17 protein-coding genes are annotated in these 20,907 nt (G+C 66.1%); 7 read left to right on the top strand and 10 right to left on the bottom strand.

Going from position 1 to position 20,907, the window contains the following annotated elements:
- The first annotated feature begins 44 nt into the window (after positions 1-44).
- A complete protein-coding gene (locus J2808_RS13075) occupies positions 45-998 on the top strand; it encodes a GerMN domain-containing protein (RefSeq protein WP_309817639.1) in 954 nt (317 codons plus the stop codon).
- Between the two features lie 3 nt (positions 999-1,001).
- On the opposite strand, the gene J2808_RS13070 is transcribed toward J2808_RS13075, so the two are convergent.
- From J2808_RS13070 to hrcA, 3 genes are all read right to left on the bottom strand, one after another.
- On the bottom strand, positions 1,002-1,784 hold the full coding sequence (locus tag J2808_RS13070; protein ID WP_309817121.1) for a 16S rRNA (uracil(1498)-N(3))-methyltransferase: 783 nt from the start codon (positions 1,782-1,784) through the stop codon (positions 1,002-1,004).
- Between the two features lie 2 nt (positions 1,785-1,786).
- Positions 1,787-2,914 (bottom strand): molecular chaperone DnaJ, encoded by a 1,128-nt coding sequence (gene dnaJ / locus J2808_RS13065; protein WP_309817118.1) that lies wholly within the window; start codon positions 2,912-2,914, stop codon positions 1,787-1,789.
- 73 nt (positions 2,915-2,987) lie between these two features.
- Positions 2,988-4,001, bottom strand: coding sequence for a heat-inducible transcriptional repressor HrcA (hrcA, locus tag J2808_RS13060; protein ID WP_309817116.1), 1,014 nt, complete (start codon positions 3,999-4,001; stop codon positions 2,988-2,990).
- A gap of 171 nt (positions 4,002-4,172) precedes the next feature.
- Here hrcA and J2808_RS13055 point away from each other — a divergent pair, with 171 nt between their 5' ends.
- Together J2808_RS13055 and J2808_RS13050 are read left to right on the top strand one after the other, a co-directional pair.
- Entirely contained in the window at positions 4,173-5,021 is an 849-nt protein-coding gene (locus J2808_RS13055; RefSeq protein ID WP_309817114.1) for a DUF3097 domain-containing protein, read from the top strand.
- Between the two features lie 146 nt (positions 5,022-5,167).
- Complete coding sequence (locus J2808_RS13050; RefSeq protein WP_309817113.1) at positions 5,168-5,578, top strand: DUF4870 domain-containing protein; 411 nt, start codon at positions 5,168-5,170, stop codon at positions 5,576-5,578.
- A gap of 146 nt (positions 5,579-5,724) precedes the next feature.
- Here the strand turns inward: J2808_RS13050 and hemW are convergent, their stop codons facing one another.
- Both hemW and lepA read right to left on the bottom strand, forming a co-directional pair.
- Positions 5,725-6,954, bottom strand: a complete 1,230-nt coding sequence (gene hemW / locus J2808_RS13045) for a radical SAM family heme chaperone HemW (RefSeq protein WP_309817110.1) — start codon at positions 6,952-6,954, stop codon at positions 5,725-5,727.
- Positions 6,955-6,990: 36 nt separating this feature from the next.
- Positions 6,991-8,844, bottom strand: a complete 1,854-nt coding sequence (gene lepA, locus J2808_RS13040; RefSeq protein ID WP_309817106.1) for a translation elongation factor 4 — start codon at positions 8,842-8,844, stop codon at positions 6,991-6,993.
- 163 nt (positions 8,845-9,007) lie between these two features.
- On the opposite strand from lepA, the gene J2808_RS13035 reads away from it, so the two are divergent.
- Both J2808_RS13035 and rpsT read left to right on the top strand, forming a co-directional pair.
- Positions 9,008-9,553, top strand: coding sequence for a type II toxin-antitoxin system PemK/MazF family toxin (locus tag J2808_RS13035; RefSeq protein ID WP_309817103.1), 546 nt, complete (start codon positions 9,008-9,010; stop codon positions 9,551-9,553).
- A 169-nt stretch (positions 9,554-9,722) separates the two neighbouring features.
- Positions 9,723-9,983 carry a 30S ribosomal protein S20 gene (rpsT, locus tag J2808_RS13030; protein ID WP_066437767.1) on the top strand — a complete coding sequence of 87 codons (261 nt, stop codon included), beginning with the start codon at positions 9,723-9,725 and terminating at the stop codon, positions 9,981-9,983.
- An 89-nt stretch (positions 9,984-10,072) separates the two neighbouring features.
- Here the strand turns inward: rpsT and holA are convergent, their stop codons facing one another.
- From holA to J2808_RS13015, 3 genes are all read right to left on the bottom strand, one after another.
- Complete coding sequence (gene holA / locus J2808_RS13025; protein ID WP_309817097.1) at positions 10,073-11,089, bottom strand: DNA polymerase III subunit delta; 1,017 nt, start codon at positions 11,087-11,089, stop codon at positions 10,073-10,075.
- Positions 11,023-12,864, bottom strand: a complete 1,842-nt coding sequence (locus J2808_RS13020) for a ComEC/Rec2 family competence protein (protein ID WP_309817095.1) — start codon at positions 12,862-12,864, stop codon at positions 11,023-11,025. The genes holA and J2808_RS13020 overlap by 67 nt, the downstream gene beginning before the upstream one ends.
- A gap of 148 nt (positions 12,865-13,012) precedes the next feature.
- Positions 13,013-13,900, bottom strand: a complete 888-nt coding sequence (locus J2808_RS13015) for a ComEA family DNA-binding protein (RefSeq protein WP_309817092.1) — start codon at positions 13,898-13,900, stop codon at positions 13,013-13,015.
- Positions 13,901-14,055: 155 nt separating this feature from the next.
- Between J2808_RS13015 and J2808_RS13010 the strand changes: the two genes are divergently transcribed.
- Entirely contained in the window at positions 14,056-14,478 is a 423-nt protein-coding gene (locus J2808_RS13010) for a YybH family protein (RefSeq protein WP_309817089.1), read from the top strand.
- A gap of 81 nt (positions 14,479-14,559) precedes the next feature.
- Here J2808_RS13010 and J2808_RS13005 read toward each other — a convergent pair whose 3' ends face one another.
- The gene (locus J2808_RS13005) at positions 14,560-15,570 is read right to left on the bottom strand and encodes a DegV family protein (RefSeq protein ID WP_309817086.1); all 1,011 of its coding nucleotides are present in this window, start codon (positions 15,568-15,570) and stop codon (positions 14,560-14,562) included.
- Between the two features lie 67 nt (positions 15,571-15,637).
- Positions 15,638-18,169 carry a leucine--tRNA ligase gene (gene leuS / locus J2808_RS13000; RefSeq protein WP_309817083.1) on the bottom strand — a complete coding sequence of 844 codons (2,532 nt, stop codon included), beginning with the start codon at positions 18,167-18,169 and terminating at the stop codon, positions 15,638-15,640.
- A 328-nt stretch (positions 18,170-18,497) separates the two neighbouring features.
- Between leuS and J2808_RS12995 the strand changes: the two genes are divergently transcribed.
- Positions 18,498-20,783 carry a PEP/pyruvate-binding domain-containing protein gene (locus tag J2808_RS12995; protein ID WP_309817080.1) on the top strand — a complete coding sequence of 762 codons (2,286 nt, stop codon included), beginning with the start codon at positions 18,498-18,500 and terminating at the stop codon, positions 20,781-20,783.
- The last annotated feature ends 124 nt before the right edge of the window (positions 20,784-20,907 follow it).

Genomic DNA, 20,907 nt, shown 5'->3' with positions numbered 1-20,907 from the left:
ACGAGGCCAAGGCCTCACCATTTCAGCCAGGAAAGGCCACCAGAGTGCCGGAAACACCCACCCCCCGCACAGCCGGACGCGCCTCACGGCTCTTCCGCGCCCGGGGCGTCCTGGGTCTCCTGCCAGCCCTCCTCCTGCTGACCGGCTGCATTGCCGATGCCGGCCCCGAACCCACCCTGACGGCAAATTCCGGCACTGACGCCACCGGCTCGGCCGGCGTGCCCTCCACCAGCGCTCCCCTGGAGACCACGCAGTCGTCGAACAAGGCCCCCGTGTACTGGATTGGCCGCAGCGACGGCAACGCTTTCCTCTACCGGGAGTTCCGGGACGTCCCGGAACAGGAGAACCCTGTGACGCGTGCACTGCGGGCCATGATGTCCGATAAGCCGCTGGACCCCGATTTCTTCACTCCGTGGCAGAGTCCCACGAAGCTGGCAACGTCGATCTCCGGAAAGAACGTCATCACTGTCGATGTCTCCGAGGATGCCTTCAACAGCAATGTCGACGCCGAGATGGCTGTCCGGGCCGTCCAGCAGTTGGTCTTTACCGCCACCGCAGCGGCGGCCAGTTCGGGCCTGATCGACTCCGGGCAGCAGATTCAGGTCCGCGTCCTCGTGGACAGCCACACGGACTATGTTGCCTTTGACCACATCCAGCTGGGTGCTCCGATGTCACGCGCCGCCGGCATGGTGGCGCCTGTGTGGATCATTGATCCACAGGAGGGTACAGACATTGCCGGCGGCAGTGTCAAGATCACTGGCCGCAGCACCGTTCCGGGCGGCAAGCTCCGCTGGCAGATCCTTCGGACCGCCGGGAACGGGGACAAGACCCCGTACCTGACCGGCGAGACCACGGCCGGGACAGACGCCGCCCAGTCCGGCGTGTTCACCCTGGCCCTGAGCCTCTCCTCCGGCAGCTATGAGCTCCGTGTGTCCCAAACGGACGGCGGCACCGGCGAAGAACCAAACGCGGACACACGGAACTTCAACGTCAGCTAGCCCTCAGGGTTGCGGGATGCTCCAGCGTCCCAACACATCGCTGGCCAGCACAACGGCTGCAGGTCCCGCTGTGGATGACCGCAGGACATGGTGTCCAAGGAGGGCCGTCACAGCACCGGCATCGCACAGCCGGGTCACTTCGCGGGGACTGATTCCGCCCTCCGGGCCAACGATGAGCAGGATTTCCCGGACGCCCGCCAGCGGCTCTGTGGCGTGCCACGCCTCCAGCACTGCACGGAGTGGCCGGACCGCGTCTTCGTGGAGGATCACCGCGAGGTCCGCTGCCGCCACGGCGGCAACCAGGCCCGGGGTCTCGACGGCGGCGCGCACCTCCGGGATCCAGGCGCGCCGCGCCTGCTTGGCGGCTGCCGTGACCACGGACTGCCATTTGGCATGGGCCTTGGCGGCGCGCTCACCCTTCCAGCGCACAATCGAACGTTCCGACTGCCAGGGCACAACGGCGTCGATCCCTAATTCCGTGGCGGTTTCCACCGCGAGTTCATCGCGGTCGCCTTTGGCCAGGGCCTGGACCAGGACCAGCCGGATGTCAGGCTGTTGTTCCACAGCCAGTTCGGCACATTCGACGGTGAGTTCGGCCGGCGATGCCGCGACGACCGTTCCGGTGAGCCGCTTTCCGGCCCCGTCCGCAATGTCGACGCGTTCACCCGGGGCCAGTCGTTTAACCGTGACGGCATGGCGGGCCTCAGGACCGCTAAGGGTGTAGCGGGCCCCAGGAAACAGCTGGTCCAGAGAGCCGGCGCCGCTGAAGAAGACGGGGTTGCTCACCGCTACAGGTTACCGAGCCGGTCCCGCAGCTTGGCGAAGACGCCGCCGCTGGCCGTGAGCTTTCCCTCGGTGAACTGTTCCCCGCGCAACTTGGCCAGCTGCCGGAGGAGGTCCTCCTGCGCTGGGTCCAGCTTCGCCGGCGTCTCTACCTGCAGGTGGACCATCAGGTCCCCGCGGCCGTAGCCCCGCAGGTGGGTGACGCCCAGCCCGCGGAGCGTGATGACCTCGCCCGCCTGGGTTCCTGCCTTGACGTCGATCTCCTGAAGCCCGTCAAAGGTTTCCAGCGACACTTCGGTGCCCAGGGCAGCTGCCGTCATCGGAATGTGGAGCGTCGCGTGCAGGTCATCACCGTCACGGACATAGGTGGGGTCATTGTTGACCCGGATCTCGACGTACAGGTCGCCGGAGGGCCCGCCGGCCGGACCCGCCTCCCCTTGCCCGGACAGCTGGATGCGCGTACCCGTTGCGACGCCGGCAGGCACCTTAATGGTGAGTGACCGGCGGCTGCGGATGCGGCCCTGGCCGCTGCACTCGTTGCAGGGATCCTTGATAACCGTCCCAAAACCTTCGCAGCTGCCGCACGGGGCCGCCGTCATGACCTGGCCCAGAATGGAGCGCACAGCGCGCTGGACCTGGCCGCTGCCGCCGCAGATATCGCAGCGTTCGGGGTGGCTGCCTTCGCGGCAGCATGAGCCGTTGCAGGTGGGGCAGGTGACAGCGGTGTCCACTTCAAGTTTCCGGTTGACACCGAACACGGCATCGCGGAGTTCGATCCGTACGCTGATGAGGGCATCCTGGCCGCGGCGGACCCGGGACGCGGGCCCGGACGTTCCGCCGGCGCCAAAGAACGTGTCGAAGATGTCCTGGAAGGCGAAGCCCTGGCCGGCGTATCCGCCGCCACCGAAGCCGTTGTCGGTGCCGTTCTCATTGCCTGTGGTGTCATAAACGCGGCGCTTCTGGGGGTCCGAAAGTACCTCGTAGGCGTGGGTCACGGCCTTGAAGCGGTCCGACGCATCGTCCCCGGGGTTAACGTCCGGGTGAAGGGTGCGGGCCAGCTTGCGGTAGGCCTTCTTGATCTCTTCTCCGGTGGCTTCCGGCGAGACTCCGAGGACGTCGTAGTGGCTGCTCAAAGTTCGTATCTCTTCCCTGTTGTACTGCCGGCAGCCATGCTGCCGGGACTGCTCTTCGTGCCTGGACCGGCGGTTACGGACCCAGAATTCTTGACAGATAACGGGCTACTGCCCTGACCGCGGCCATGGTGGTGGGATAGTCCATCCGGGTGGGACCCAGGACACCGACCTTGGCTGTGCTGTCCGGTCCGTAGGCAGTGGCCACCACTGAGGCTTCGGCGAGCCCGTCGTAGGGGTTTTCCCGGCCGATACTCACCGTCACACCACGCGGGTCCTGCGCCATGTCACTGAGCAGGCGAAGCAAGACCACCTGTTCTTCCAGGGCTTCGAGCACCGGACCGATACTGAGGGGGAAATCCACGTTGGACCTGGCCAGGTTCGCGGTCCCGGCCATCACCATGCGGTCCTCGCGGCTGCTGTGGGCGAGCGTTTCCAGCCCGTGAGCCAGCGCCTGGGCAGCTGCACGCTGGCCAGGGGCGACGGAGAAAACCACACCCGGCAGCGACTGGCCCAGCCGGCTCAGCGGCGTGCCGGCCAGCGAGCTGAGGAAGTGCGTCCGCAGGGCGGCGATGGCGTCCTCACCCAGGTCCTGGCCGACGTCGATCACCCGCTGTTCCACCTTGCCTGTGGTGGCGATGAGCACCAGCAAGACCTGACGGGGCGCGAGGAGAACAAATTCAATGTGGCGGATGGTGGCCCGGCTCAGATGCGGGTACTGCACCACGGCCACCTGATTGGTCAGCTGAGACAGCAGCCGGACAGTCCTGTCCAGGACGTCGTCGAGATCATCCGAGCCCTCCAGCAGAGACTGGATGGCCTTGCGTTCCGCCGGCGAGAGCGGCTTGACTGCGGAAATCTGGTCCACAAACAGCCGGTAGCCCTTGTCCGTAGGGATCCGGCCTGCGCTGGTGTGCGGAGCGGTGATCAGGCCTTCGTCTTCCAGGGCCGCCATGTCGTTGCGGATGGTTGCGCTGGACACGCCCAAGTGGTGGCGTTCAACCAGGGCCTTGGAACCCACGGGCTCGCGGGAGTGCACGTAGTCCTCCACGATGGCACGCAGTACTTCCAGTTTGCGCGGCTCGCTCACACTCCACCTCCATCCATGGTTGCGCCATAATCATCACGGCAAAGCTCGGCCTCGTTAGCACTCGACATGCCTAAGTGCTAACAGTCTAATATGACTCACCCCGTTGTTAGCATTGGTACCGCTCCGGGCGAACATTCCGGGGCAGGATCTAGCGCAAGGCGGAAGCAATCCATGCATTACCAGAACTGGGGTCCGCAGGAGATCACCGCGCCCATCCGGAATGAACTCCCCGAGGTTCCAGTGGAACGCGGCATGGTCCTCGAAGACGCCCAGTCCGGCTGGGTGGGAGCGGTGACCCGGGTGGAGAAGTCCGGCGGCATGCACGTGGTTGCCCTTGAGGACCGGCGGGGCAAGTCACGTTCTTTCAAGCTTGGGTTCGGTTTCCTTTTGGAAGGCCGGCCCATCAGGCTGATGCCCCCGGCGCCCAGGCAGAACCCCGCCGTACCTGCCGGCCGCACAGCGTCCGGCTCAGTCCGGGTGGCCGGCCAGCGTGCCCAGGTGGCGAAGGCGAGCAGGATCTGGGTGGAGGGAAAGCACGACGCCGAACTCGTGGAAAAGGTCTGGGGTGACGATCTTCGGGTGGAGGGCATCGTCGTCGAGCCTTTGCACGGCATCGATGACCTTGCCGGGGCGGTGGCCGCGTTCGGCCCCGGTCCCGGGCGACGGTTGGGCGTCCTGGTGGACCACCTGGTGCCGGACTCCAAAGAGTGGCGCATCGCGGCAGGGGTGATGGCTTCCCCCGGCGCCGCCGGTAACGTGCTGATCGTCGGACACCCTTACGTCGATGTGTGGCAGGCCATCCGGCCGGCGGTACTCGGCATTGACCAGTGGCCTGTGGTGCCCCGCGGACAGGACTGGAAAACCGGCATCCTGGCAGCATTCGGCTGGCCGCACTCGACCAAAGAGGACATCGGCCTTGGCTGGCAGAAGCTGCTGGGTGCTGTCCGCAGCTACGCAGATCTGGAAGCGTCACTGCTCGGGCGCGTGGAGGAAGTCATCGACTTCCTGACGGCGCCGTAGCTGCAGCGGGACCTGTCCGGCCGAATACCCGCCGCCGACCGCAGCATTTGGCAGCCGAACCAGTATTCTTGGTACTGCGGAGGCTGTGACTGCAGTAAACCGGCATTCTCCAAACCAGCACCATTGCACTTTCGAAGGAAGAAACCGTGGCACAAAACGCACGCGAGCACCGGGACGACCAAGGCCGTTCCGAGTATCAGGGCGTTCCTGCAAATGCGTTGCCCCTCACGGCCAGCGAAGACCGTCAATGGGCCACGCTGGCACACTTTGGCGGGATCCTCGGCTGTGTACCGTCCCTGCTGATCTACCTGATCTTCCGTGAACGCGGGCCGTTCACCGCGCAGGAGTCGAAGGAAGCGCTGAACTTCAGCCTGCCGCCTACCGTCGCGGCCCTGGTGGCTAACATCCTGGTGTTCATTCCGGTGGTAGGGAACATTTTTGCCGTCATCGCTACCCTGATCTGGATTGCCCTGACCTGTTTCTCGGTGGCCGCCGGCATCCACGTCAACAAGGGACAGCCGCACCGGTACCAGTTCAACCTGCGCTGGATTAAGTAAGCCACCCAAACGGCAACGCGGGGTCACTACCCGCCCGATGATCGCACTGTATTGGGCCGGGAGTGACCCGTCCCCACCCGCACCTTAACCTCGCAAGTCCGCACCGGCTCCCTGCGGGCGTGGGCCCAGGTTGGTGGCTCTAAGCGTTAGTCCGGCAGGATCCTTCGGACCACGGCGTCGGCCAGCAGGCGGCCCTTCAGGGTGAGAATCAACTTTCCAGCGAAGGCAGCCGGTGCCTCCACGAGGCCCTCGGCAATCAGACCGGCCACCGCATGGCGGCCCGACTCCCCCAGCGATGGGATGGCCAGACCCGAAACGAGCCGGGCCTCAAGCATCACGCGCTCCATGTCCCGGGTTTCGGCGTCGAGCGTTTCGCGCCCGGCAGCCGGCGACAGCCCCTGCGCAAGCCGCCCGGCATAGGCAGTGGGATGCTTGACGTTCCACCAGCGCACACCACCAACGTGCGAATGCGCACCGGGGCCGATGCCCCACCAGTCATCCCCGCGCCAGTAGGCGAGATTGTGCCGGCAGGCCTGCTCCGGCGTCCGGGACCAGTTGCTGACCTCGTACCAGCTGAGTCCTGCTTCGCCGATCAGCTGGTCCGCGAGTTCGTACTTGTCGGCGTGGTCATCGTCGTCGATCCCCGGGACTTCGCCCCGCCGGATCTGCGCGGCCAGCTTGGTGCCATCCTCCACGATCAGCGCATAGGCGCTGATATGGTCCGGCTCGTAGGACAACGCGGTCTCCAGGGAGTACCGCCAGTCGTCCAGTGACTCGCCCGGCGTTCCGTAGATCAGATCCAGGCTCACGGCCAGTCCGGCCTCGCGCGCCCACTGCACCACCTGCGGCACGCGGCTGGGTGTGTGCGTGCGGTCCAGGACCTTGAGCACACGCGGCACGGCTGACTGCATACCGAAGGAAACGCGCGTGAAGCCTGCGTTCTTCAGCAGCGCAAGGGATGCGGGCGTAACGGAATCGGGGTTCGCTTCGGTGGTGACTTCGGCGCCGTCCTCCAGTCCCCACTCTCCGATGGCAGCACTCAGGATCCGCGCGAGGTCTTCGGCCGGGAGCAGCGTGGGCGTACCGCCACCGAAGAACACTGTGCTCAATGGCCTGGCGGGGAGCCTCGAGTCCGTGAGGACCCCGGCGGCAAGCCTGACTTCGGAGATGGCAGTGTCCGCGTAGGCGTCCTGGGACGCGCCGCCACCCAGTTCGGTGGCCGTGTAGGTGTTGAAATCGCAGTATCCGCAGCGGACAGCACAGAACGGGATGTGCACGTACAACCCGAAGTTCCGGACCACCGCACCTTCCGCCGCTTGGGCGGGCAGCAGGCCATCCGACGGCGCCGGGTCGCCAAGGGGAAGAACGCTAGGCATTGCGTGGGCCTCGCGAGGTTGGGGCCACTGTCATCACTACTTCTTGGCCTTGTCCTTGGACTCGTCCGTGGTCAGCGCAGCGATGAAGGCCTCCTGGGGAACCTCCACACGGCCCACCATCTTCATGCGCTTCTTGCCTTCCTTCTGCTTTTCCAGAAGTTTGCGCTTACGGGAGATGTCACCGCCGTAGCACTTGGCCAGGACGTCCTTGCGGATGGCCCGGATGCTTTCGCGGGCGATGATGCGCGAGCCGATCGCGGCCTGGATGGGCACCTCGAACTGCTGCCTCGGAATAAGCTCACGCAGCTTGGTGGTCATCATCACGCCGTAGGAGTAGGCCTTGTCACGGTGCGTGATGGCAGAGAAGGCATCCACCTGTTCGCCCTGGAGCATGATGTCCACCTTGACCAGGTCAGCCACCTGCTCGCCATCGGCCTTCCAGTCCAGCGAGCCGTAGCCGCGGGTCTTGGATTTAAGGATGTCGAAGAAGTCGAAGACGATTTCGGCCAGCGGGAGGCGGTACCGGATTTCCACCCGGTCCTCGGACAGGTAGTCCATACCGCCCATGACGCCGCGCCGGCTCTGGCAGAGCTCCATGATGGCGCCCACAAATTCGTTCGGCGCCAGGATGGTGGCGGACACCATCGGCTCGCGGACTTCGGCGATCTTGCCGGAGGGGTACTCGCTGGGGTTGGTCACATGGACCACCTTCTTGTCCTCCAGCGTGACCTCGTACTCCACGTTGGGGGCGGTGGAGATGAGGTCAAGGTTGTATTCGCGCTCAAGGCGTTCGCGGGTGATTTCGAGGTGGAGCAGGCCCAGGAAGCCTACGCGGAAGCCGAAGCCCAGCGCCGCCGACGTTTCGGGCTCGTACACCAGTGCGGCGTCGTTGAGCATCAGCTTCTCGAGCGCATCGCGGAGCACCGGGTAGTCTGTGCCGTCCAGCGGATACAGGCCGGAGAAGACCATGGGCTTGGCATCGGCGTAGCCGGGCAGGGATTCAGCGGCCGGCTTGGCAAGGTTGGTGACGGTATCGCCGACCTTGGACAGGCGCACGTCCTTAACACCGGTGATGAGGTAACCCACCTCTCCCACGCCCAGGCCCTTGGAGGGGGTGGGTTCCGGGGAGCTCACACCGATCTCGAGGAGTTCGTGGGTGGCGCGGGTGGACATCATCTGGATGCGTTCACGTGGGTGGAGCATGCCGTCCACCACACGGACGTAGGTGACCACGCCGCGGTAGGTGTCATAGACCGAATCGAAAATCATGGCGCGTGCAGGGGCGTCCGGGTTGCCCACAGGGGCAGGCAGGTCGCGGACGATCTTGTCCAGCAGAACTTCGACGCCCATGCCGGTCTTGCCGGAGACGCGGAGAACGTCTTCGGGGTCGCCACCGATCAGGCTGGCCAGCTCTGCGGCGTATTTTTCGGGCTGTGCTGCCGGAAGGTCGATCTTGTTCAGGACCGGGATGATGGTGAGGTTGTTCTCCATCGCCAGGTACAGGTTGGCGAGGGTCTGTGCCTCGATGCCCTGGGCTGCGTCCACCAGCAGGATTGCGCCCTCGCAGGCAGCCAGGGAGCGGGAAACCTCATAGGTAAAGTCCACGTGGCCGGGGGTGTCAATCATGTTCAGCGCGTAGCTGGTGCCCTCAAGTTCCCACGGCATCCGGACGGCCTGTGACTTGATGGTGATGCCGCGTTCGCGCTCAATATCCATGCGGTCCAGATACTGGGCCTTCATGTCGCGGGACTGAACCACGCCGGTGAACTGCAGCATGCGGTCTGCCAAGGTGGATTTACCGTGGTCAATGTGCGCGATGATGCAGAAATTCCGGATGATGGCCGGATCTGTCGCGGCAGGCACCGGGGCGGTGCGGGCCATGGGAGACACGCAGGGTCCTTACTGTTGGCAGTGACGCGGCCCGTGCCAGGGCGCACTCAAAGCACCCTGCGGACAGGCCGCACATTTGGAACCTCCAGTGTCCCACGTCCGGGCGCAACGCACTGCATCCAGCGGCAAACATGCGCTGCTGTCCGGCGATATTGTTTTCCCCATGCCTATCAACTTCCGCTCACTGGCCAACGCCGTCCGGACATCAGTCAGGGTCCTGCAAAAATTGCGCTCGGGCGCTGCCGGCCCTGCAGGACAGAATGCTCCGGCCTCTGCGCGCCAGACGCCTGTCCGGGCGGTACGGCCCAATGGGTATCCCGGGGACTTCCAGGGTGTTTCGGCCATTCGCTACGCTCCACAGCCCGACGGCAGCCCCGATCCGGGTGAGATCGTGTGGGCCTGGGTGCCCTATGAAGAGGATCACAACCGGGGCAAGGACCGGCCGGTTCTGCTGGTCGGCAAGAACGGCGGGTATCTGCTGGCCCTGATGCTGACGAGCAGGGACCACGACCATGACGGCCGGCGTTCCGACGACTACGTGGACATTGGCACCGGCAGCTGGGACCGGCAGCAGCGGCCCAGCGAAGCGAACCTCAGCCGGATCCTGCAGATCACCCCGGACGCCATCCGGCGCGAAGGTGCAGTCCTGGACCGGCAGCACTTCGATCTGGTGGCTGCGGGGCTGCGCCGGCGACACAGCTGGAAATAGCCTTCCTAAATGGCCAGCCACCAGGGGTTCTGCTATTCTTTATAGCTGTGTGTCCGTGCAGGTCGACGGCCACTCATGGTTGGTCGCCATAGGTATCCCCACGCCGCTCAGTCAATGGCCAATCTGAAAGCCCTCTAGACCATTTCCGCATTAAAAAGAGAGTTCACACGTGGCTAATATCAAGTCCCAGAAGAAGCGCATCCTCACCAACGAGAAGGCCCGCCTGCGCAACAACGCAGTCAAGTCTGAGCTGAAGACGGCCATCCGCGCTGTCAACACCGCCGTTGAGTCCACCGACAAGGATGCAGCTGCTGCTGCCCTGCTTACCGCCAGCCGCAAGCTGGACAAGGCTGTCAGCAAGGGTGTTCTGCACAAGAACAACGCAGCAAACCGCAAGTCGGCGATCTCCAAGAAGGTCAACGCACTGTAAGGTTTCCAGTTCACCAGAACTGATGATTGAGGCCGGCACCCAATGGGTGCCGGCCTCAACTCTTAAGACCAGATCGCCTTAGCCCCGCGTTAGTGCCGCTGCACGGAGGTGGCGATGACCGTCACCGCATGTTCAACGGCGTAGACCGGATCACGCGAGAGTCCCTTCACCTGGGCATCGGCTTCGGCCGTGGCCTGGATGGCGCGGACCAGGCCATCTGGCGTCCAGCGGCGAACATCTCGCTGGGCCTGCTCCACCAGCCAGGGCTGCATACCCAGGTCCCTGGCGATTTGCGCTGAGGATCCCTGCGCACCGGCCACCTTTGCCACCGTCCGCAGCTTGGCTGCCAGCGCCGCAACCAAGGGAACCGGATCAGCTCCGGTGGCCAGGGCGTGCCGGAGCGTGGACAGCGCCACCGGGCCGTTGCCGGCCATCGCCGCATCGGCCACCTTGAATGCCGTGGCTTCGATCCGACCACCGTAATAACGGTCCACCAGCTCCGGGGTCACCGCTCCCGTGGCATCCGCGATCAGCTGGCTGCAGGCCGCCGCGAGTTCCGAAAGGTTGGCGCCGACGGCGTTGACCAGCGACTGCACTCCGTCAGAGGTGATCTTCCGGCCTGCGGCCCTGAACTCTGAGGCCACAAACGCCGCCTTGTCCGCGTCCTTTTTCAGTGGCTGGCAGTCGACCACCGGCCAGCCACCGGCTTTGATGGCGTCGAGGAGTTTCTTGCCCCGGACTCCCCCGGCATGGCGCAGGACCAGGACTGCGTCAGGCTCAGGGTGCGCCACGTAGGCGAGGGCATCGGCGAGAAAGGCATCGTTCATGCTTTCAACGCCCTCCACCTCGATCAGTTTGCGCTCACCGAAGAGCGAGGGGCTGACGTTCATGGCAAGCGCGCCCGGCTCATAGCTGCCCGCCGCCAGGCGGCTTACTTCAACGTCGGGGAACGCCGCCCGCACCTGTGAGCGGAGGTGGTCCATGGCGCGGATGCCGAGGTACTCCTCGGGTCCGCCCACCAGGACAACCCCCGCGGGGGTTACGTCCCGCCAGGAGGCAACATTCGACGCCGTCGTTTTGGTTCGTGTGGTTTGGGCAGCCGCCATGGTGGATTCCTCCCGGAAATTCTGGTGCAGTGTCTAAGCCTGCCACGGCCGGCGCCCGCCTCCAAGCCGCGGACACCGCAGCGCCTGGCTGGACGCGGGAAACGCGCGGGAAGCGGGGAACGCTTCCCACCGGTCACTACGTTCCTCTCTGCGAACTCCAGCAGCACCACCGTCCGGGCATGCAGAGCGAACACCAACCGCACCAGCTGACGCGGTCGGACGGCCGCCCAGACGCCGGCAAGAGTCAGCACGGACAGCAGCACCATCGTGACGAGACCAAACGGCCCTTCGGGCCAGGGCAAGGACGCTCCGGGCAGGCCCGCCGCCGTCCTGGCAATCCCCGCCACACCTGCACTGAATGTTCCTGCGACGGCGATCAGGGCGGTGGCCAGCCAGGGCAGCCACAACACCAGGGGCACGGCAGCCGTCCCCAGAAGGGTCACCGGTGCCACTAGCGGCGCGGCCACCATATTCGCGAGCAGGGAGTACGTGGAGAACTGCGGCTGCAGCAGCACAATGACGGGGCCACACAGCAGCTGGGCCGAGAGCGGCACGGCCCAGGCTGCCGCCGCCCAGCGCGGAACAACCGCGGGAGTCCATTCCATCATCGGAGGGCCCAGGACGATGATCCCCAGCGTTGCCAGGACCGACAGCAGAAAACCGAAGCTGGCCGCCAGGCCCGGGTCGATCAGCAGGAGGCCAATCACGGCGAGGCAAAGGAAGCTCAGGCCGCGTCCTACCCGCCCGCCAGCCAGCGAGGCGATGGCGATCGAACCCATCAACGCCGCGCGAAGCACACTGGCATCAGGGCCAACCAGCACCACGAACATCCCCAGCCCGGCCAGCGCCAGTCCCGCCGCCGGGAGCCTGGGGAGCCGGAGGCTCCGGGCCGCGACCAGCAGGGCGCCCAGGACCAGGCTGCAGTTGGCTCCGCTGACGGCGGTCAGGTGGGTCATGCCCACCGTCTTCATGGCAGCATTGAGGCCTTCGTCCAGCGCCGACGTATCACCGGTGACCATGCCAGGGAGGAGACCGCGGGGATCGGGCGCCAGGAACGAGGCTGCGGCGACATAACGGCCCCTCAGCTCCTTGGCCACCACCTGCCAGATTGGGCCCGCATCAGAATCGGCAGCGGCACTGGCATCCCCTGCGGCAACAGCGCCCGGCGCCATCGACGCCGCCAGGATGGCCGCTTCCTGTTGGGCCGGCTCGGGTGACCTCAGCTTGCCGGCGGTCCGGACCATTTGCCCCGGGACAACGTTGTTCCAGCCGCGGCCGCCCATCACCACGAGCTCGGCCCGCGTGCGGATAACATTGCCGCTGACCGTCATTTCCTCGGTCCGGGCCGGGACCGACCACCGTTCAGGCGTCCCTGCCTGTCCCGGCAGCGTCAGGGCGCGCGGGGAACCCGTAATCTCCAGGACCGCAACCACCGACTTTCCGGAAGCGACCGCTTCCGCGAGTGGTCCGTCGTGCCGCTGCGAAGAGGGGACCGCTGAGTGCGCGGCTGCCGCTGCTGCCAGCATCAGGGCCACAGCAGTGGTGGTCAGGAAGCTCCTGCGGCGGGCCCAGGGCTTCCTGGCGCGTGCAGACATGGCCAGGAGGACGACTGCCAGGACCAGCAAGATGCTGCACAGCAACGCCAGCATCCCGGGGGTGAGCCAGACTCCGGCCACGGCGGTGCCCCAGACAAGCAGTGCAGGCAGCCCCAGCCGGACGTCGGTGCGCCGGCGTGGAGCATCAGCAGGAGCGGTCGATTCTTCTTCACCTCTCAACTTCTTCCGGACATGATCCGCCAGCCTGGCAGTCTCCCGGCGAACGGCCGGCCGTTGCACCGCTGACCGCTGAACCGTCGGCTCGCACACGGCCGGTCCTTCAACTGCCGAGTCGACAAAGCGGCTCCACGGACTCCGTTGAACCATCTCAGATACCCACCAGCGGAAGCAGTGTTTCGAGCATTTTGGGCCCCACGCCATCGACGGCGTCGAGTTCCTCAACGGACTTGAACAGGCCGTGCTCCTTCCGCCAGTCCACGATCCGCTGGGCCAGTACGGGCCCCACTTTGGGCAAGGCGTCGAGTTCTTCGACGCCTGCCGTATTGAGGTTGACTTTGGCCCCACCGGCGGCGGAGCCACCGCCAGGATCCGCCGCCGCGGCCCCCGCTGCGCCGCCGCCGGAGTCCGCCGGGACGTCTTCACCCGGCAGCGGTACATAAAGCTTCTGCCCGTCCACCAGCACCGCGGCAAGGTTGAGCCGGTTCAGGTCTGCTGAGGGCGTGCCGCCGCCTGCCTCCGCGAGGGCCTGGTGCACCCTGCTGCCGGCGGGCAACTGCACCACTCCGGGAACGGCCACGGCACCGGCCACATGGATGATGACCGTACCGGCCTGAGTACTCTCCCCGGGCACTTCAGGCGGCCCTGCGCGGTCTGTTTCCTGTCCCGGCGTTTCCCCATCGACGGAGGGCCCGCTTTCCTGGTCCGACACCTCACTGAGTGGCAGCACCTGGGGCTGACCGGCGGCCACCTGCGTCCAGAACCATGCGCCGCCCACCACCGCGAGGGCCGCGATCAGCAGGGCCACGGGCAGGCCAACCCGCCACCTGAGTGCCGGCCCAACCCCTCCCGTGCCGGCCACGTCCGCGCCATCGGATTTGGGAACAGGACCCGCGCTCACAACCTGAGAGCCGCCGTCGTACTCAAAAGCCTTCCCGCCACCGTCGGTCAGAAGCCCCGTGCCGTCCCCCAGCGTGGACTGCAGCCGGTCCCGGGCATGCCGGGACCCTTGGCGTGTTCCAGCGTCCCGGCGTGACATGCACTCAACGCTAGGGACACCAAGCCGCCTGTGACAGGCCACGACTCTCCTATGTGGAAAGCGGCTCCGGCTCCACGGGAGGCCTGTGACGGGCTGGGCATGAGCCGCTAAGATTCGCTTACCTGAGGCGCCCCTATGAGTCAGAAGGTGGGAACATGCAGCTCGACGAGGTCATCGACCAGTTTCATCAAGCCTTAAATCAGTTTGCTAAAGGCGACCCAGCACCCGCCAAGGCCATTTTCTCCCACAGCAGAGATGTCTCCCTTGCAAATCCCTGGGGACCTCCGGTCGTGGGTTGGGAGCGGGTATCAGAGGCCCTCGATTCAGCCGCAGCCCGATTCAAAGATGGACGCGTCACGGCTTTTGATGCACTCACCAAGCACGTCACTACCGATCTCGCGTGCTTCCTGGACATAGAACACTGGCAGGCCAAGGTCGGAGGAGGTGACAAAGTATCGCCATTTGAGCTCCGAGTAACGAGCATTTATCGCCTCGAAGGCATCACGTGGGCGCTCGTGCACCGCCATGCCGACCCGATCACCACCCCGCAGGCCCCGGACGCCGTCTTACGAAAATGACCGGGAATCACGCGATCCGGGCCAACAGCGATTGCCCCAACGAAGGGGAAGCATCGCCTCCAGTGACAGGGCGGGTCGGGTCTATGTGGAAATCGCGGGGAGCTCCGGCTCCACGGGAGGCGGGGCGCTTTCCCCCACGATGACCGCCAGCACACCCAGTCCCGCGTGGGCGGCCAGGACCGCGGGCAGGGAACTAATCTGAGCTGCCGGACAGCCGGGGAGGGCAGCTGCAAGTCTGGCCGCCAACCCTTCAGCCTCCCCCTGATTCCCGAAATGGTGGACGGCAAGGCGGACCAGCCCATCGGGACGGGACGCGGCGTCGGCTGCGACGATCTCCTCGAGCCGGGCGATGGCTTTGGCTGCGGACCTGACCTTTTCCAGCGGAACGATCTTGCCGCCGTCCACTGCGAGGATGGGTTTGATGGCGAACATCGTCCCCAGCAGCGAGGCGGCGGCCCCGATCCGTCCGCCCCGGCGCAGCTGCTCGAGGCTGGGAACATAGAAGTAGACCTTGGTCCGCGCCAGCTCCTCCGTCGCTGCCGCGCTGACCGCAGCGGCCTCCAGTCCCGCAGCCGCGGCGGTGACGGCGCTCTGGACGCCCATCCCCAGCGCCATGCCCACCGTCCCGGAGTCGAGGACCTCCACCGGTATGTTCACGCGGCCCGCCGCGAGCCGGGCAGCATCGGCTGTGCCGGATAGGCCGCCGGAAATGTGGATGCAGACAACGGCCTCGTACCCCCGGCGCTCGGCGGCGAGGAAGGCCTGTTCAAACTGGCCAGGTGACGGGCGGGAGGTCTTGACTGATTTGCCGCTGGCCAGGGCCAGTGCGATCGTTTCGGTAATGTCGTCTTCGCCCTCGCCGTAGATTTCTTCGCCCACCATCACGGGCATCGGAATCACGGTCAGCAGGCCTTCAGAGGCACACGCGGCCACCCAGTCTGCCGGCAGCGCGGACGCGGAATCGGTCACCACGGCAGTGCGGACCACGACGACGGCGGCCGCCTCCGTCGGGGCGCCCGGGCGCGCCGCGGGGCGGAGGGCAGCGAGCCGCTCCCGGAGCCAGAGCCATGCGGCGGCGTCACGGTCGGGCAAGAGGCCTCCTGGTTTCAGGCCGGCCGCCGGGTGGATCCGGCGGCCGGTGCGCAGCCCTTGCCTGGTATTAGGCCGGGACGATGTTCACCAGTTTAGGCGCCCGCACGATCACCGTGCGGATGCCGCGGCCGTCCATGGCGCGCTGCACGTTTTCGCTGGCCAGGGCCAGTTCGCGCAGTTCATCCTCGCTGATGTCCGGGGAGACCTCGAGCCGGTCCCGGACCTTGCCCTGGACCTGGACCACAGCGGTGACGGTCTCCTGGACCAGCAGCGCTTCGTCGTGGGCGGGCCAGCCGGCGTTCGCCACCGAGGCGGGATGGCCCAGGACGTTCCACATGTCCTCCGCTGTGTACGGCGCGAACAGGCTGAGGATCACGGAGACTGCCTCCGCCGCCTCGCGCACGGCGGGATCGGCCCCGCCGGCACCGGCGGCTGCGTCGATGGTTTTGCGGGTCGCGTTGACCAGCTCCATCAGCTTGGCGACCACCACGTTGAACTTGTTGTTGTCCAGCAGCGCGGCGGCGTCGGCGATGGTGCGGTGTGTGACGGACCGCAGCGCACGGTCACCGGACGCGGCGTCAACACCGGGCTCGCTGGTGACATCCTGCGCCAGGCGCCAGGCGCGGGCCAGGAATTTCGCGGATCCCGACGGCGAAACGTCCGCCCAGTCCACGTCGTCTTCCGGCGGGGAGGCGAAGATCATGGTCAGGCGGACAGCGTCCACACCGTACTTGTCCAGCTGCTCGCCGAGGTCCACGCCGTTGCCCAGCGACTTGCTCATGGCCTTGCCACCGTTGAGGACCTGGCCCTGGTTGAGCAGCGCGCTGAAGGGCTCGTCGGCCTCGAGCATGCCGAGGTCGTGGATGACCTTCGTGAAGAACCGGGCATACAGCAGGTGCAGGATGGCGTGCTCCACGCCGCCGACGTATTGGCCGACCGGCATCCACTCGTTGATTTTCGCCGGGTCAAAGGGACCGTCGGTGAACTGCGGCGAGACGAACCGCAGGAAGTACCAGGACGAATCCACGAAGGTGTCCATGGTGTCAGTGTCACGCTTCGCCGGTCCGTGGCAGTTGGGGCAGTCCACGTTGACCCAGGCTTCGGCGGCAGCCAGCGGTGACGTGCCCTTCGGGGACAGGTCCTCGCCGCGCAGGTCTGCCGGCAGGGTCACAGGCAGCTGCTCATCCGGAACGGGAACTTCCCCGCAGGCGGGGCAGTGAATGATGGGGATGGGGGTCCCCCAGAACCGCTGGCGGCTCAGGAGCCAGTCACGGAGGCGGAAGTTGACGAACTTTTCGCCCGTGCCCTGCTTCTCCAGCATCTCGATGGCAGCGGGGATGGCCTCCGTCTTCGGCAGTCCGTCCAGAACACCCGAGTTGATCAGAGTCCCCTCCCCTGCCGTGGCCTTGCCGGAAACGGCGGGATCATCCTCGCCGGTATCCAGCACGGCGCGGACGGGCAGGTCGAACGTCTTGGCGAAGTCGAGGTCACGCTGGTCGTGCGCCGGGACGGCCATGATGGCGCCGGTGCCGTAGTCGGCCAGGACATAGTCCGCGGCCCAGACCGGCAGCTTCTCCCCATTCAGGGGGTTGACCGCGAAACGGCCGGTGAAGACACCGGTCTTTTCACGTTCGGTGGACTGGCGTTCGATTTCAGTGAGCGCCTTGACCTGTTCGCGGTACGCGTCCAGGGCGGCTGCGTGCTCATCCGTGACGAGTTCGACGGCGATCGGCGCGTCTGCTGCGACCACGAAGAACGTGGCGCCGTACAGGGTGTCCGGGCGGGTGGTGAAGACTGTGACGTCCTTGGCGGGCTTGCCGCCGTCGGCCTCGATCACAAAGTTGACGTGCGCGCCTTCCGAGCGGCCGATCCAGTTCTTCTGCATGGCCAAAACACGCTCGGGCCAGTGGCCGCGCAGTTCGTCCATGTCGTCGAGCAGCCGGTCGGCGTACTCAGTGATCTTGAAGTACCACTGGTTCAGGGACTTCTTGGTGACAGGAGTGCCGCAGCGTTCGCAGGCACCGTTGACAACCTGTTCGTTGGCCAGAACGGTCTGGTCCTTGGGGCACCAGTTGACCGGCGAATCCTTGCGGTACGCCAGGCCACGCTCGTAGAAGCGCTTGAACAGCCACTGGGTCCAGCGGTAGTACTCGGGGTCCGAGGTGTGCACTCGCCGGGACCAGTCAGCAGAGATGGCGTAGCGCTTGAAGGACGCCGCCTGGGTCTCGATGTTGGCGTACGTCCACTCGCTGGGGTGGGCGTTTCGTTTGATGGCGGCGTTCTCCGCGGGCAGGCCGAAGGAGTCCCAGCCGATCGGGTGCAGGACGTCGTAGCCCTGCTGCCGCAGGTAGCGAGCCACAACGTCGCCCATCGCAAACGCCTCGGCGTGGCCCATGTGGAGGTCGCCCGAGGGGTAGGGGAACATGTCCAGCACGTAACGGCGCTCGCGGGAACCGTCGTCCACGGGGGTGAAGACCTTGAGGTCTTCCCACACCTGCGGCCACTTGGCCTCCATCGCCGCGAAGCTGTAGGCACCCTCCTCGGGTGTATCCGCCGCCACTGCTGCTGTTCCGGTCTCTGTCTCCGGCTGAACGCTCACTGCTGCCCTCTTCTGTTCTGTTGCGGCATCTGTGCTGCCCCAACGGTCTGATCCCTTCTGCTGCCGGCCCGGGAAACTTGCCCGGACACACAAAAGCCCCTCTCCATGGAGGGGCGGCCGCTCGGCATTCCGGTTGTTTCCGGATACCGGGCGGCTAGCTAAGCAGAAGGATCGCACGCATAGGAATACTTTAGCGCACCACGGAGGAGCCTCGCCGTGAAAATGACCTAGGCTGCGCAGTCCCGGCGCGAATAGACTGAAGCCCGCACGAACCTGCTGCCGGCGTTTACAACTGACGGCACAACAACTGACCGGACCGGTGACACTGGTGGGCGACGACATCCTGCTTCCCCCTCTTGGCTCCCCGGCGGCCCGGAGCCGGGAGACTGTTGGCAGCAAGGCAGCGGCGTTGTCCAGCCTTTCGGCCGCTGGCTTCCCGGTTCCCGGTGGCTTCGTGGTGACAAAGGCCGCTCTTGGGCTGCTGTCCGGCCAGTCCTCCAGTGCGGCGGCGGAAAGCCTTAAGGCTGCTGCCCGGGCAGCCGGCCCCGGCCCTTACGCGGTCCGGTCATCAGCCGCCGCCGAGGACCTGCCGGTCGCCTCCTTTGCCGGGATGTACGAGAGTTACCTCAATGTGGCTCCAGCCGATCTTCCCGCAGCCGTGCAGCGCTGTTTCGACTCGGCCAACGCCGACCGGATCCGGGCCTATGAATCGGCCATCACTGCCGGATCCGGCGGCAGTAAATCGAGTATTGGTGCTGACGCCATGGCGGTCCTCGTCCAGCAGATGGTGGATCCGGCGGCCGCCGGCGTGGCCTTCACTGCCAACCCGCTAACAGGTGACCGGACTGAAACCGTCATCTCGGCCGTCCCTGGCCTGGCTGAAGAGCTCGTCTCCGGCGTGGAGACCGGCGAGGAATGGATCGCCCGCGCAGGAAGTCCCGCTCTGGCCCGCGGCGCCGGGGGCGTCCTCTCCGTGGAAAGCGCGACGGCGGTGGCGAACGCCGCGGCCCGGGTCGCCGGGCATTTCGGTTGCCCCCAGGACATTGAGTGGGCAGTGGACCACGGGGGCACGGTATTCATCCTGCAAGCCCGGCCCATGACCGCACTCCCAGACCCCGTCAGCTGGGCGCCGCCCGGAAAAGGCTCCTGGCTCAGGAATTTCCGTCTGGGCGAATGGCTGCCCGAGCCTGTGACGCCGTTGTTTATGGACTGGGTGATCCCGAAGCTGGACGAGGCCTACAACGAGGCGGTCCGCAGGTCGGCAGGGATTGATGTGCCCATGGGCTATGCGCAAGTTAACGGTTGGTACTACGTGTCCCCGCCGACTCCGCTGGCTCTTCCGCATCTGTTGTTCGGCAGCGAACGCCGGGCCGTGCCTTACTTCTTCAATTCCGTAGTGCGGCCAATATTCGACCCTGCAGGGGCAGACAGGTCTGTCTTGCGTGCGCTCGAGCGGGAGTGGCGCACGGAGTGCCTGCCGGAGTATCGGCACTTGGCCGATACTCCGCCCACCGTCACGGCAACGGCCACGGTGCCGGAGTTAATGGACCTGGTGGACCACGTGGCGCACAGAGCGGGGCAATATCTCTGGTTCTTCGCGGCCACCGGCGGCGCTGCCTGGAAAATGGAGATGGCACTGGCCAGGTTTTGGCGCCGGCATGTGGCCAGTGCGCTCGCGGCCAAGGCGATACCGGGTTCCCCCGAAGCGATGGGCTACCAGGCCCTCCTGGGCGGCCTGTCCCCCACCCTGCCTGCCCAGGTCCCCTATGCCGTCTACAGCATCGACTGGTACCACCCGACGGCGGGTGAACAATTCCCTTTGCACGTCCAGGTCACACAGGCCGAAGCACAGCAAGCGCTCCCATCGGTTGCCGCTGACCGGCGACGGGCTGCCGAAGCTGCGTGCCGTGCGGTGCTGAAGGGAACCCGCCGGCTGAAAAAGTTTGATGCCATCCTGCGCCTCGCCCAGCGCTATGCACTGCTCCGCGAGGAGCAGGTCCGCGACTTCACCCTGGGCTGGCCGCTGCTGCGCCGCTGCGCCGCTGAACTGGGCGTCCGCCTCCATAACAGCGGCATCATTGCGGCGCCCGAAGACATCTACTTCCTCACACTGGACGCCCTCCGCGATGACGGGAAGCCGCTGCAGGCCGCCGTGGACCGGCGCCGCACGGAGTGGCTCCGGCAGCGGAAGCTGGCCGCCCCGCTCGCGCTGGGGAAAATGCCGCCGCTGCTGGGCAATGCCTTCGATCGCATGGCAGACTCTGCCCGCAGCACCAGGAACCTGCCGGCCGGTGCCTTGGTAGGACACCCGGCCAGTCCGGGCCGGGCACAGGGGCGGGTGCGGGTGGTGGACGGGCCCGAGGACTTCGCCCGATTCCTGCCCGGCGAGGTCCTGGTGGCCAAAGCCACGGCGCCGGCATGGACCCCGCTTTTCGCGGACGCCGCCGCAGTTGTGACCGACGGCGGCAACCTGGCTGCCCACGCGTCCCTGGTAGCCCGCGAATACGGCATCCCCGCAGTAGTAAGCACAGGCAACGCCACCCACATCCTCCGAACAGGCCAGATGGTGACTGTAGACGGCAACGCCGGAGTAGTAATAACCCACGACGACTGAGGCGTGGTCACCAACAGATAGGCCAACGTCTCCCGCCAGACCGTCCCCAACTGCTCCCAATGAGAACTGAAGCAAGTCAGCCACGACGCTGGGAGGCTCCGTACCCTCAGAGCAAGGGAGGCGG

The sequence above is a fragment of the Pseudarthrobacter sulfonivorans genome, assembly GCF_031454915.1.
Lineage (GTDB): Bacteria > Actinomycetota > Actinomycetes > Actinomycetales > Micrococcaceae > Arthrobacter > Arthrobacter sulfonivorans_C.
Note: the sequence above shows the minus strand (reverse complement) of the source record. Positions and strands in the feature narration are given on the sequence as shown.

Excerpts from the sequence above, each read along its gene's own strand:
- J2808_RS13055 (WP_309817114.1), top strand. The coding sequence starts at position 4,173 with ATGCATTACCAGAACTGGGGTCCGCAGGAGATCACCGCGCCCATCCGG.
- hemW (WP_309817110.1), bottom strand. The coding sequence starts at position 6,954 with ATGCCTAGCGTTCTTCCCCTTGGCGACCCGGCGCCGTCGGATGGCCTG.
- J2808_RS13035 (WP_309817103.1), top strand. The coding sequence starts at position 9,008 with ATGCCTATCAACTTCCGCTCACTGGCCAACGCCGTCCGGACATCAGTC.
- holA (WP_309817097.1), bottom strand. The coding sequence starts at position 11,089 with ATGGCGGCTGCCCAAACCACACGAACCAAAACGACGGCGTCGAATGTT.
- J2808_RS13015 (WP_309817092.1), bottom strand. The coding sequence starts at position 13,900 with ATGTCACGCCGGGACGCTGGAACACGCCAAGGGTCCCGGCATGCCCGG.
- J2808_RS13010 (WP_309817089.1), top strand. The coding sequence starts at position 14,056 with ATGCAGCTCGACGAGGTCATCGACCAGTTTCATCAAGCCTTAAATCAG.